Raw genomic sequence first — 11,616 nt, forward strand, 5'->3', positions numbered from 1 at the left:
AGGAGCGTGAGCGCTATGTCGAATAGCATACCCGATATCAGTGAGGTGCTGCTCTTCGACCCCAAGTTTCTGGACCCAAGCCAGCCCACCGGCTTCTGGTTTTGTTCCGACCCGGAGGATGCGCTTGGCCAGAGAGTGGTCAAATCCGACAGCGCTGTCGGATTTGGGTGCCACCAAAGTTTTGACGCTGCTGGCACTGCCGCCGGAGGAGCGGGAGCAATTCATCGAGGAGCACAACGTCATCGACATGTCTACCCGCCAGCTGGAGCAGGCCATCAAGGAGCGGGACGAGGCCAGGGCTGCCGCCCAGCGGGCCGAGGCCGACAAGCGCACCGCCGAACAGGCCCGGGCCAAGATGGCCGAGGACATGGGCCTGCTCAATGCCAGTCTGGCCTCCGCACAGGATGCACGGGAACAGGCCATGCAGGATGTGACCCGTTTGGAGGCTGAACTGGCTGACCTGAAATCCAAACCAGTGGACGTGGCGGTGGAGACGGTGGTGGACCAGGCTGCCATTGAGAAGGCCCGGGCCGAGGCTGTGGCTGAGATGCAGGCCAAGCTGGACAAGGCCAAAGAGGCGGCGGCCAAGGCCAGGGACAAGCAGAAACAGGCCGAGGCCTCTGTAGAGGTGCTGAAGCGGTCCATGGAGGAGATGGAAAAGGCGGACAAGAAGGCTGCTCTGGGCGCTGACAAGGACCTGGCTCAGTTTGAGGTGTTTTTCAACCAGGCCAAGGAGCAGGGCAACCAGATGCGGGCGCTGCTTCTGAAGGCCCGGGAACGGGAGGACCAGACCACCGCCCGGGGCATGGAAAAGGCCCTGCGGGCCCTGGCCGAGGCCATTGGGAGGTGTGCGGAGTGAGTACCTGGTATGAGCAGGCGGAACGCCGCCTGAAGGAGGAATACAAGGACGTTACCGGATACAAGGAGTCCGCCATGAAAAGCGCCGTGCGGGACGCCCTGCTGGAGTTCTGCCGCCAGAATGAGGAATTTGCCCAGGCGGTGGCCCAGGGCGGCTCCTTCCAGGACTGCATGAAGGCGGTGGCCCAGGGTGTGGGAAACTGCATCTCCGATCTGGAGGCCTACCGCCGTGCGGCGGCCTTCTATTTCGACGGGGCAAAGGTCCAGTTCTCCATGTCCATCCAGCTGGAGCCGGCGGAGACCGAGCCGGACCGGAAGGGCATCCTGCTGGACCTGTCCGACTTCTTCTGAGGGGGTGGGCAGGATGTCGAAGTATACGGACCGGGAGCAGGAACTGCTGGACGGCTGGCCCACCGTGACGGCGGAAGATCTCACGCGGATGAATGATCTGTTCCCCCACTACCTGTTTTTCCGCAAAGAGGGGGACCTGATGGGCCTGGGCGGGGTTAGGCTGTACACCTCCTGCTGTGGCCATAAGGAGTACCGGCCCTACCTGCCCCGGACCGAGACGCCGGAGCACCGGGACCTGCTGGACCACCTGAAACACAAAGAATCCTGGACCTGTCCCTGGTGCGGCCGGACCGTGACCATTATCGACCTGGCCAAGGCCAGAAAGCGGAAGACCCTGCGCCGGTTGGAACTGACGGTACTCCTCCATGTGCAGGGCGGCGCCCTCTATGCCGACGCCTTGGCGCTGCGGAAGGACTACGCCAACGAGGCGGACCTCACCGCCCGCCCCACCGCCTGGTGCTCCAGCGGCTACCGGTTTGCCAAGGGTGAGGTGATGCAGGTGGATCACCAGTGGGATGACAAACATCCCTGTATCACCTACGAGCGGGACAAGCTGGGGCGGCGGAAGCTGGTCAGCGAACCCTTTAAGGAGTGCTCCTTCTACTGGTACCACTACGAGCCCTATTCCGTTCTCAACCGGGAGGCCCTGGAGGAGCACCCGCTGTTCCGGTACTGCGGCTATTTTGACCTTTGGCAGTACCGGCCCTTGGGGGCCAGAGGGTATGCCGCCCGCTTCCACGACTTCATCTCCTACCTGACCGCCTACGCCATCTACCCCAGGCAGGTGGAGATGCTGGCCAAGGCGGGGTACTGGGAGCCCCTGGACGATCTCATTGGCTGCCGCAAGAAGAACGCCGCGGCCATGTGCTGGGAGGAGCCGGACCCCCGCAAATCCTTCAAACTGGACAAGCGGGAGCTGTCCCTTCTGATGGGGATGCAGCCGCCTCTGAAAACCCTGGAGGTACGCAACTATGTGGGGCGGCATTGGGGGGAGACGTGGAGCCTGCCGTTTTGTATGGATTTCTGCAATCTGTGGGGGCACCACTTGGACCCCATGGAGGTGCTCCGGTTTCTGAACCGGTACCGATTGAACCCGGACCGGTTTCTCCGGTACCTGGGCGGAGAGTTTGACCGGGACCACATCGAGGCGGTCTATTACGCGGATCTGTTTGAGATCTATCGGGACTATCTGAATGGAGCTTACCAGCTGGGCTATTGTCTGGAGCACAGCCGGGTGCTGTGGCCGCCGGAGCTGTTCACCGCCCACGACTTGACCATGGAGCAGCTGGCCCAGCGTCAGGAGATTAGCCAGGCTCAAAACCGCCGGGCCCGCCGGCTGAAGTATGAGTTTGAGCTGGACGGGTGGAAGATCGTATTCCCCGCCACGGCGGCGGCCATCCAGCGGGAGGGCAAGATGCTGGACCACTGTGTGGGCGGCTATGCCGACCGGCACATGAGAGGGGTCACCACCATCCTGTTTCTGCGCAGGTCCAGCGCCCCCGGCACCCCCTATGTGACCATTGAGATGGACGGCAACCAGATCCGGCAGATCCACGGCTACCACAACGATACCCTGCCGGGCAGTCCCAAGCCCAGGGAGGTCCACAAAGCGTTCCTGGATGCCTGGCTGCGCTGGCTCCGGGCGGGCAGCAAGCGGAATGAGGACGGCACGCCCAAGCTGCCCAAACGCGCTGGGACCGGGAAGGCAGAGCAAAAAGGAGTTGGTGCGGCATGATCGGTGATCCGTTGACCCTGGAGCAGTTGCGGGAGATGGATGGGCAACCAGTATATTTACCTCAAACAAATTATTGGGCATTGGTTACAAAAAATCCGTTTGTACCGCTGTTTACATTCCCTGACGGAGAGCAGTGCAACGCTGTTGAGTGGTACAAAACAGTTGGGCCAGCCTACACCTACTCTCCCGCCCACATCGACCGGGAGGCGTTGGAAGATTGTCCTGTTTGCGGGAAGTACAAGGTTATTACATTCAAAGGGTATAGGACAAAGGAAGAAGCTATTGATATGTCAGGGAAATCTCATCCCCATATTTCAGGCGCCGCTTCGTTTTGCCCTCGATGCGGAAAGTCAATCGTATCGGGAGCCGGGGCGGAGCGAAAGGAAATTTGAAGCAATAATGGCTGATGAGAAAGTGATAGATCTGACGGATGTGGATTTTTTGTTATCTCCAGACTGTCGCACCTGCCAGGAACCGACAAAAAGGGTTACAGGGAAAACCTTTGATCTAGAAGGCCATGGGATGGTTGGCGTCATGTATGGATGTGACAACTACCGCTGTAAAGAATGCAAAGACAGGAAGTGTTCTTATCTTCTGGAGCTTACCAGAATGTGACGGCATATACTCCGGCCCTCTGCCGGGTGAGAGCCCAGCTCACCCGAACTCTCTTTTCTCTTTGTCTGCCGGGGCCCTGCTGATCTGAAGGCCTGCGTTCCACGCGGGGTAATGGTAGGAAAGGCGGGGCACCCGGCAGAGGGCCGGAGTAAAAAAACACCGCCCGGTGGGGGCGGTGCTTGGGGCCGGTTACAGGTCCTCCAGATCGGCGGCGGGGAGATCGTTCTCCACATTGTCCCGGGCCAGATCGGTATCCAGCTCCGGGTAGGCGTCGGAGGGGATGGGCTTCTCGTGCCAGACCTTCATGTGGGGACCCGAGGTGCCCGCCACAATGGGATTTGCCTTGCTTTTCCCGTGCTTGGCCTTGCCCTGAAGCTCAGGGACAGGGGGCTCTGTGTTGCGGGGCTGGGTGTGGGTTACATCGGGACGTGCCATGCCTTGCTTGGCCATACTATCACCTCAACCGGTAGCGTTCCACAAATGAGAAAAAATAATCGTACCCTTGTGTAAGCCGCCCGCAGGCGGCTGGGAGGCTCAGAACAACTGCTTGACCTCATCGACCATGCGCTGAAGTTCCTCCAAAGTGGCAGGCTGCTGTTTGCGGGCTCGGATCTGAGCCTGGATATAGCCGGGTAGTTGGGAGAAATAGGCCTTCATCACTGGATCTTCGATCAGGTTGGCATATCGGTCCGTATATGTGGGTTCCATGTGCGTCACCTCCAGGAATCACAACCCCAGCGGTGCGGCGGAGGGAGACTACCGAGATATGCGCCGGTCAGCGCAGGCTCTACGCAATGCCAGAGATTGCATTCTGGAGGTCTATACTGCCCGGAGCAGTGCCAAGACCAAGGAAGAACTCATGGCTCTGATGGATCAAAATATCTGGATCAGCCCGACCCAGGCTAAGGACTATGGCCTTATTGACGAGATCGTGGGGTTGTCTGGTAAAGAGGAAGATCCGGCAGCTTTTGTGGCGGCGGTTGGCGGCAGAATTCGCCTGACAGCATCCATGCGGGAGCAGTATCAGGCCTATATTGTGGGCCAGCGGGCCGAAGAGGTCCGGCAGAAGCAGGTCAGACGCACCCTGGCAAGGCTCAGGGCGCTTGCTGAATTTTGAAGTTTGAAAGGAGACAACAGGATGGATTTCATGGAGCAGATTGCCAAGCTCCGGGCCGAAAAGGCCCAGCTCTACGCCCAGGCCGAACAGCTGGTAGGCGAGGATAAGATTGATGAGGCCAGCGCCATCACGGACCAGATGGAGGCGATCAATGCCAAGATCCAGGGCCTGGAGAAGCTGGCCAAGGCCAGCCGAGAGGCGGCGGAGCCGGTCTATGACGGCGCCCTGCACAACCCCACCGCCAAGAGTGCGGGAAAGAGTGAGGACAAGCCCTTTGCCTCTGTGGGTGAGCAGCTGCGGGCCATCTACAACTTCCGCAAGAACCATGTGGAGGACAAGCGGCTCCAGCAGGTGAACAACGCCGTTTTGGGCTCCAACGAGGGCAGCGGCGCCGACGGCGGCTTTGCCCTTCAGACCGACTTTGCCGGTATGATTATGGAGAGCGCCGTCCAGCAGAGCCCTCTGCTCAACCGGCTGGACCGCTATACCTGTTCCAGCTCCGCCAACGCCATGCGGTGGGTCAGTGCCGACGAGACCGACGTGTCCAAGTCGGTGTTCGGCGGGGTCCAGATGTACTGGGCCAGCGAGGGGGCCGCGGTGGCTGCCAGCAAGCCGCAGTTCCGGGAGATGAAGATGGACCTGGAGAAGATGATGGGCTTCCTCTACTGTACCGATGAGATGCTGGAGGATGCAGCCTTTATGACCAGCTTTGCCAGTTCTTCCTTTACCCTGGCCGGGGACCGTCTGCTCACTGAGAGCGTCATCTGCGGCGACGGCGCAGGCAAGCCCCTGGGGCTGACCCACTCCAAGGCTCTGATTACTGTGGCCAAAGAGCAGAGCCAGGCGGCCGGCACCTTCCTGGGAGCCAACGCGATCAAGATGCAGGCACGGGCCATGCCCAGAAACCGGGACCGGCTGGTGTGGCTGATGCACCCCGACGTAGAGGAACAGCTGCCCACCCTGTCCATCCAGAGCGGCGAGGCGGCCAAGTTCCTATGGAACCCGGAGGGCGGTCTGGGCAACTTCGACACCCAGCGGGTGCTCAACAAGCCGGTGTTATTCGAGGATAGCTGCTCCGCCCTGGGTACCGCTGGGGACATCCTCCTGGTGGACCCCTATATGTATATCCTGCTGACCAAGGGCACCGTCAAGCAGGACTGGTCCATCCATGTGGAGTTCCTCACCGACCAGAACTGTTTCCGGGTGGTGTACCGCTGCAACGGGGCTCCCAAGGTGAGCAAGCCCCTGACTATTAAGAACAGCACCAAGACCCGCAGCCCCTTTGTGGCGCTGGCGGACCGGAAGTAAGGAGGAACGCATATGAACCGTATCAGTGAAGCCTTGACCTTTCAGAATGTGCTGGCTCCTCAGTCGGTGAATGCATCCACAGACAAGACCACCGCCTATGTGGACACTTCCGGTGGGGAGGAAGTGGTATTTCTGGTGTCTGTTGCCGCTCTGGGCGCCAATAAGAGCCTGACTGTCACTCTCCTGGCTGCCAGCGACAGCAGTGGCAGCGATGCCCAGGAGGTCAAAAACGCCAAGTTTACCGATGCCGTAGGCACCGCGCCCCAGGTGGCGGTGGTGACCTACCGGCCCAACGCCCTCCATGGTCGCTATGTGGCGGTCAAGTTCCAGCACGACGCTGCCGCGGCGGTGGTCTGTGGTGTGACAGCAGCTGCCAACGGCCTGTACCTGCCCGCTGCCAACAGCTGGACTCTGGTGGTCTGATATGTCCATGACCGAGGAGCGGCGGGCCGGGCTGCTGGCCTATTGCCGGATTGAGGAGCCCACGGAGGAGGAGCTGCTCACCCTGGAGACCCTCTATGAGGCCGCTGTAGGCTATCTGGAGGGGGCGGGGGTGTCCCTGCCCCCGGAGGGCACCGCCCGGCGGGCCCAGTACGACCTGTGCGTCAACTTCATGGTGCTGCGGGACTTCGACCTGCGGGACGCGGAGGTCAGCGGAACTCTCCAGGACAACCCCGCCTTCCGGCGGCTCATCACCCAGCTGAAGCTGACCGAGCCGGTGTCCAACCTGGACACCGGCGGGGAGGGATAGCCTATGGCAAAATGTGCGGGGGCGGGGGAGCTGCGCACCAGGATCATGGTGTTCGACCTGCCCCGGGATGAAACCGGCGAGGTCCTGAAGGATGCCGACGGCTACGAGCTGAAAGAGCTGGTCAACGTATTTGGGGAGGGGCGGACCCGTTCCTGCAAATGGGTCAACGCCTGGGGAACCGAGGTCTATCAGGCCCGCCAGGCGGGGGTAACCGAGCCCGCCACCCTCACCCTGCGGTACACACCCAGGATCACCAGTACCTGCCTGATTTACCAGGGGAAGGACCCCAGGCCATACGAGGTGATCTCCGTCAACGATGTGGAGGACCGCCACACCTGGCTGGAGGTCAAGGTCCAGCGAAAGGCGGCGATGAAATGACCCTGAACCAGCGTATCATCCAGGCTCTGACGCCGCTGGGGCTGCCGGTGGTGCCAGATGTGGACACCCTGCGCCGGGAGCGGTGCTTTGTCTTTTCTTACGACGAGGCGCCCACCCTGTTTTGCGACAACGTCCCCTGGCTGTTTACCTTCCAGATCCAGGTCCATTTGTTTCTCCCGCTGGGAGAGAATGGCCTGGAACTGGTGGAGCGGGCGGCGCAGGCCCTCGCCGCGTCCGGTCTCTCCTGCCCGGATGTGGTGGACGCAACCGACGAAAACGGCCAGCATAAGGTGCTGGAGTGCGAGGCCCAGGCCATGAAGGGGGAGGAGGGATATGTATGGCTTCCATAATTTTTGTGGATGAGCTTGCCGATGCCCTGGCGGACACCCTTGCGGTGGAGGCGGCGGATATCCGCCAGTCTCTGGATAAGGTGCTGGCCCACGCCGCCGACGATTTACGGCAGCTGCTGCGGGCCGGAAGCCCCAAGGATACCGGAGCTTACGCCAGAGGCTGGCGGCGGCGTACCGTTGTCCGGGAGGGGAGACAGGTATGGGAGGTCTACAACGCCGCCAAGCCGTGGCTCACCTGGATCATTGAATACGGGAACAGGAGCCGGAAGGGACACGCTCTGATTGGCCGCTCTCTGGATAAAGAGGTGGATAAAATCGTGGCTGATCTGGTGTCCCAGTTCAGAAAATAGGATGAGAATGAGGTGTAACGATGCCGACGAACAAAGCCAACAAGGTCAAATTCGGCCTGAAAAATGTCCATTATGCGCTGCTGACGGTGGGGGAGGACGGGGCGGTCACCTATGCCGCTCCGGTCCCCATCCCCGGCGCGGTGAGCCTGTCCATGGAGGCCCAGGGGGATACCAGTACCTTTTACGCCGACGATATGGCCTACTATGTCACCGCCGCCAATGACGGCTACAGCGGCGATCTGGAAATTGCCCTGATCCCGGACAGCTACCGCAAGGATGTGCTGGGGGAGACTGAGGACGAGACGGACAAGATCATGGTGGAAAACGTGAGCGCCGAGCCCAAGCCCCACGCCCTGCTCTTTGAGTTTGCCGGTGACCAGAAGGCCACCCGCCATGTGCTCTACAACTGCGCGGCCACTCGGCCGGGTCTGACCGGCTCCACCACCAACAAAAGCAAGGAGCCCGCCACGGAGAAAATCAGCCTCACCGCGTCGCCGCTGGCCAACGGCAACATCAAGGCCAAGACCACCCCGGACACGCCGGATGAGAAGTACAACAACTGGTATCAGACCGTCTGGCAGCCCGCTGCCCCCGGCGTGGGAGGCTGACCGTGGAGAGAGTCATCCATATCGACGGCAGGGACGTGCCCTTCCGGGCCACGGCGGCCATTCCCCGGCTGTACCGTATCAAGTTCGGCCGGGATATTATGCAGGACATGACGTCCATTCAGAAGGCTGTGGAGAAGGCGCAGAAGGGCCAGGGCCCCATCCCGATCAAGCTGTTGGAGATTTTTGAGAATGTGGCCTATCTCATGGCCCGCCATGCCGACCCGGACATGAAGGAGCGCACGGTGGAGGCCTGGCTGGACAGCTTCGACACCTTTTCCATCTACGCGGTATTCCCTGAACTGATGGAGCTTTGGCGGGCCAACAACCAGACCCTTGCAACAAGCAAAAAAAAACCAACCCGGTAGACCGGGAGATGACCACGGCGCTGTTTCTCCTGCGGGCGGCGCAGCTGGGCATCCCCATGAGGGATCTGGAGCTGCTTACCATCGGCATGGTCACCGATATGCTGGTGGAGGCGGGCAACGATACCTGCGACTATGAGCAGCTGGCCACCCAGAGCGATTTTGACCGGTTTTAGGAGGGGAGAGCATGGGGACCAACCGGGTCAGAGGTATCACCGTCGAGATCGGCGGCGATACCACCAAACTGGATAAGGCGCTGGCGGGGACCAACAAGCAGCTTACTTATACCCAAAAGTCCCTGAAGGACGTGGAGCGGCTGCTGAAGCTGGACCCGGGCAATGCGGAGCTGCTGGCGCAGAAGCAGCGTCTGCTGGCACAGGCGGTGGATGGAACAGCGCAAAAGCTGGATATTCTCCGGCAGGCCGCGCAGAACGCCGACGAAGCCCTTCAGAGAGGGCAGGCCTATCAGGAGAAATACCAGCCGCTGAAGGCGGAGCTGGACAGCGTGACCGCCTCCATGAAGGGGCTGAAGGCCAGCGCCGCCGACATGCAGTCCAAGCTGGAGAGCGGGGAGATCTCCACCGAGCAGTATGACGCCTTTGCCCAAAAGCTGGAGGACACCCGAAAGCGGTATCAGGAACTACAAAAGGCGGTCAAGGACCTGGACCAGGAATTTTCTGGGGCCCGGATGGACCGGAGCCAGTACGACGCCCTCCAGCGGGAGATTATAGCCACTGAGCTAGAACTGGAGTCGTTGGAAGCCACGTCTGAAGAGAGCACCTCTGCGCTGAAGAAACTGGGGAGCGCGGCGGGAGATGTGTCCGATAAGGCGGGAAAGATTAAGGATACGTTTGCCCCGGTGACGGCTTCTATCGTTGGCCTTACGACCGCTGCGGCAGCTACAGTCCCGGCCACAGAGGAGTTTCGCGCGGATTTGTCGATGCTGGATAACAATGCCCGGCAAGCTGGCGTTTCCATAGAAGCGACGCGGAAAGCGTTTTCCGACTTCAATACCATTTCCGGCGAAACCGACAGCAGCATTGAGGCCGTGTCCAACCTGCTTCAAGCCGGTTTTACAGAGAGCAATCTACAGATCGCGGTGGAGGGGCTTTCCAACGCGGCTGCCTCCTTCCCGGATACGTTGAAAATCGAGTCTCTGGCCGACAGTTTACAGGAGACTCTGGCCACTGGGGAGGCCACCGGCCAGTTTGCGGAGTTGCTGGACCGGGTAGGGTACGGTGCGGAGACATTTTCTAAGAACCTGGGGTTTTGCACCACCGAACTGGATAAGCAGCGTCTGGCGCTGTCCGTCCTGGTGAATGGTCCGCTGGAGGGGGCTTATCAGGGATGGCTGCAAAACAACCAGGGCCTTGCAAAAAACCGGGAGGCCAGTCTGGACTTACAGATCACCCTTGCCGAGCTGGCGGAACAGATCCAGCCGTTTATGACCCAGCTGACCGAGATGGCCAACAGTTTTTTGAGCTGGTTCAATGGACTGGATGCCGGTACAAAGAGGGCCATTGTCGGGATTGCCGCAGTGCTGGCGGCCATCAGCCCGGTGGCGGGGGCGGTGGAAACCGTGTCCGGCGTGCTGTCCAAGCTGGATGGGATCTCAAATGGCCTGGGCCTGCGGATGGGGATTGTGACCGCGTCCATTGGTACGTTGGTCATACTGGCCACCCAGGTGGCGGCGGCCTGGGACGATATGACGGGCGCGGAAAAGGTCATCACTATTCTGGGACTGGTGGCGGCCGCGGCTGTGACGGCGGCCATCGCGCTGGGTGCGTTCCAGTCGGCCCTGACCCTGGGTATCGCGGCGGCTGCCATCGTGGCGGGCGTGCTGGCCGTGACAGCGGCGGTCAATTCCGCCACCAAGCGGGCCAATCAGGCGGCTCAGAGCGTCAGCAAGCCCCAGACCTCCGCCTATGGCACGGACATTCCCGGCTTTGCCAACGGCGGCGTGGTGCCGCCCAACGATCCCTTTTTGGCGGTGCTGGGGGACAACAAACGGGAAACCGAAATCGTGGCCCCCTATTCCACCATCAAACAGGCCGCGGGGGACGCCTTTGCCGAGCGGGGCGGCCAGAGCGGCGTCGTACCGCTTCACCTCTATGTCCACAAGGGAGGCGGCATGATGCGGGAGTTCAAGTTCTCTCTGGACGACGAGGCCAGGCGGCAGGGCAATAAGCTGACGGAGGTGTGATATGCCGGTTGTTATGGATGGCGTGACCTATCGGGTCCGGGTCAAGATAGGCACGCTGGAGCAGTCCTTCCACATTGACGATGGAGACGCCGCCGGTACGGCCATCTCCGGGGCGGATATCCGGGATATCATCGGCACCTATTATGACTACTCCATGGAGGTGGAGCCGGACCCCCAAGCGCCGGGGGACTACGACGCCTTTTTCTGGGCCATCTCCGCCCCGGTGGACAGCCACACCATTACGGTGCCGGACCGGCAGGGCACCATGACCTATCAGGCCAAGGTGAGCGCCGGGCGGCACCAGCAGAAGGACAGAGTGGGGGGCATGACCCGCTGGACCGGCCTCCAGGTGACCTTCACCGCCACCAGGCCCCAACGGATTCCAGACTGAGGTGATTGTGTGCGCAACAGAATCGTGTATGCCGGCAAGGAGTTCTCCGACGCTCTGGACGCTCCCTATCAGCTCACCGCCGGAGACGGCCTGATGGAGCTGGCCCCCATCTCAGACGCCCTGGCGGCGGACACGCTGGAGTTTGAGGTGGACAGCGACGACACCTCCCTGACCCACTACATCCCCAACGATAAGCTGGTCTACTACTACCGGGACCGGCAGCTGGGCACCTTCTATGT

19 protein-coding genes are annotated in these 11,616 nt (G+C 61.0%); 17 read left to right on the forward strand and 2 right to left on the reverse strand.

The window, feature by feature from the left end:
• Nucleotides 1–118 precede the first annotated feature (118 nt).
• Genes Q0J75_RS11685 through Q0J75_RS11700 form a run of 4 tightly spaced genes read left to right on the forward strand, consistent with a single transcriptional unit; the run spans nucleotide 119 to nucleotide 3,336 of the window.
• Nucleotides 119–859, forward strand: coding sequence for a DUF3102 domain-containing protein (locus tag Q0J75_RS11685; protein ID WP_297201461.1), 741 nt, complete (start codon nucleotides 119–121; stop codon nucleotides 857–859).
• The gene (locus Q0J75_RS11690) at nucleotides 856–1,209 is read left to right on the forward strand and encodes a hypothetical protein (RefSeq protein ID WP_297201464.1); all 354 of its coding nucleotides are present in this window, start codon (nucleotides 856–858) and stop codon (nucleotides 1,207–1,209) included. The genes Q0J75_RS11685 and Q0J75_RS11690 overlap by 4 nt, the downstream gene beginning before the upstream one ends.
• A 13-nt stretch (nucleotides 1,210–1,222) precedes the next feature.
• Nucleotides 1,223–2,944, forward strand: coding sequence for a PcfJ domain-containing protein (locus Q0J75_RS11695; RefSeq protein WP_297201468.1), 1,722 nt, complete (start codon nucleotides 1,223–1,225; stop codon nucleotides 2,942–2,944).
• On the forward strand, nucleotides 2,941–3,336 hold the full coding sequence (locus Q0J75_RS11700; protein WP_297201471.1) for a hypothetical protein: 396 nt from the start codon (nucleotides 2,941–2,943) through the stop codon (nucleotides 3,334–3,336). The genes Q0J75_RS11695 and Q0J75_RS11700 overlap by 4 nt, the downstream gene beginning before the upstream one ends.
• A 412-nt stretch (nucleotides 3,337–3,748) precedes the next feature.
• Here Q0J75_RS11700 and Q0J75_RS11705 read toward each other — a convergent pair whose 3' ends face one another.
• Nucleotides 3,749–4,009: a hypothetical protein gene (locus Q0J75_RS11705; protein WP_297199784.1), complete on the reverse strand. Its 261-nt coding sequence runs from the start codon at nucleotides 4,007–4,009 to the stop codon at nucleotides 3,749–3,751.
• Nucleotides 4,010–4,093: 84 nt separating this feature from the next.
• On the reverse strand, nucleotides 4,094–4,267 hold the full coding sequence (locus Q0J75_RS11710; protein WP_297201474.1) for a hypothetical protein: 174 nt from the start codon (nucleotides 4,265–4,267) through the stop codon (nucleotides 4,094–4,096).
• On the opposite strand from Q0J75_RS11710, the gene Q0J75_RS11715 reads away from it, so the two are divergent.
• The 13 genes from Q0J75_RS11715 to Q0J75_RS11775 form a co-directional block, all read left to right on the forward strand.
• The gene (locus Q0J75_RS11715) at nucleotides 4,266–4,676 is read left to right on the forward strand and encodes an ATP-dependent Clp protease proteolytic subunit (RefSeq protein WP_297201477.1); all 411 of its coding nucleotides are present in this window, start codon (nucleotides 4,266–4,268) and stop codon (nucleotides 4,674–4,676) included. The genes Q0J75_RS11710 and Q0J75_RS11715 overlap by 2 nt on opposite strands.
• Nucleotides 4,677–4,697: 21 nt before the next feature.
• Nucleotides 4,698–5,984, forward strand: a complete 1,287-nt coding sequence (locus tag Q0J75_RS11720) for a phage major capsid protein (protein WP_297201480.1) — start codon at nucleotides 4,698–4,700, stop codon at nucleotides 5,982–5,984.
• 12 nt (nucleotides 5,985–5,996) lie between these two features.
• Nucleotides 5,997–6,407, forward strand: a complete 411-nt coding sequence (locus Q0J75_RS11725; protein ID WP_297201483.1) for a hypothetical protein — start codon at nucleotides 5,997–5,999, stop codon at nucleotides 6,405–6,407.
• A 1-nt stretch (nucleotide 6,408) separates the two neighbouring features.
• Nucleotides 6,409–6,735, forward strand: coding sequence for a head-tail connector protein (locus Q0J75_RS11730; protein WP_297201486.1), 327 nt, complete (start codon nucleotides 6,409–6,411; stop codon nucleotides 6,733–6,735).
• A 3-nt stretch (nucleotides 6,736–6,738) separates the two neighbouring features.
• Complete coding sequence (locus Q0J75_RS11735) at nucleotides 6,739–7,113, forward strand: head-tail adaptor protein (RefSeq protein ID WP_297201490.1); 375 nt, start codon at nucleotides 6,739–6,741, stop codon at nucleotides 7,111–7,113.
• Nucleotides 7,110–7,463: a hypothetical protein gene (locus Q0J75_RS11740; protein ID WP_297201493.1), complete on the forward strand. Its 354-nt coding sequence runs from the start codon at nucleotides 7,110–7,112 to the stop codon at nucleotides 7,461–7,463. The genes Q0J75_RS11735 and Q0J75_RS11740 overlap by 4 nt, the downstream gene beginning before the upstream one ends.
• Nucleotides 7,451–7,813 (forward strand): HK97 gp10 family phage protein, encoded by a 363-nt coding sequence (locus tag Q0J75_RS11745; RefSeq protein ID WP_297201495.1) that lies wholly within the window; start codon nucleotides 7,451–7,453, stop codon nucleotides 7,811–7,813. Before Q0J75_RS11740 ends, Q0J75_RS11745 begins: the two co-directional genes overlap by 13 nt.
• 20 nt (nucleotides 7,814–7,833) lie before the next feature.
• Complete coding sequence (locus Q0J75_RS11750; RefSeq protein ID WP_297201498.1) at nucleotides 7,834–8,421, forward strand: major tail protein; 588 nt, start codon at nucleotides 7,834–7,836, stop codon at nucleotides 8,419–8,421.
• Nucleotides 8,422–8,423: 2 nt separating this feature from the next.
• On the forward strand, nucleotides 8,424–8,786 hold the full coding sequence (locus Q0J75_RS11755) for a hypothetical protein (RefSeq protein WP_297201501.1): 363 nt from the start codon (nucleotides 8,424–8,426) through the stop codon (nucleotides 8,784–8,786).
• Between the two features lie 8 nt (nucleotides 8,787–8,794).
• On the forward strand, nucleotides 8,795–8,959 hold the full coding sequence (locus Q0J75_RS11760) for a hypothetical protein (RefSeq protein WP_297201505.1): 165 nt from the start codon (nucleotides 8,795–8,797) through the stop codon (nucleotides 8,957–8,959).
• Nucleotides 8,960–8,970: 11 nt separating this feature from the next.
• Complete coding sequence (locus Q0J75_RS11765) at nucleotides 8,971–10,986, forward strand: hypothetical protein (protein ID WP_297201507.1); 2,016 nt, start codon at nucleotides 8,971–8,973, stop codon at nucleotides 10,984–10,986.
• Nucleotide 10,987: 1 nt separating this feature from the next.
• On the forward strand, nucleotides 10,988–11,377 hold the full coding sequence (locus Q0J75_RS11770) for a hypothetical protein (RefSeq protein ID WP_297201509.1): 390 nt from the start codon (nucleotides 10,988–10,990) through the stop codon (nucleotides 11,375–11,377).
• Nucleotides 11,378–11,386: 9 nt separating this feature from the next.
• Nucleotides 11,387–11,616: hypothetical protein (locus Q0J75_RS11775; protein WP_297201511.1), on the forward strand; the 230-nt coding region annotated here is incomplete at its 3' end.

This window comes from uncultured Flavonifractor sp., assembly GCF_944385615.1.
Taxonomy (GTDB): domain Bacteria; phylum Bacillota; class Clostridia; order Oscillospirales; family Oscillospiraceae; genus Flavonifractor.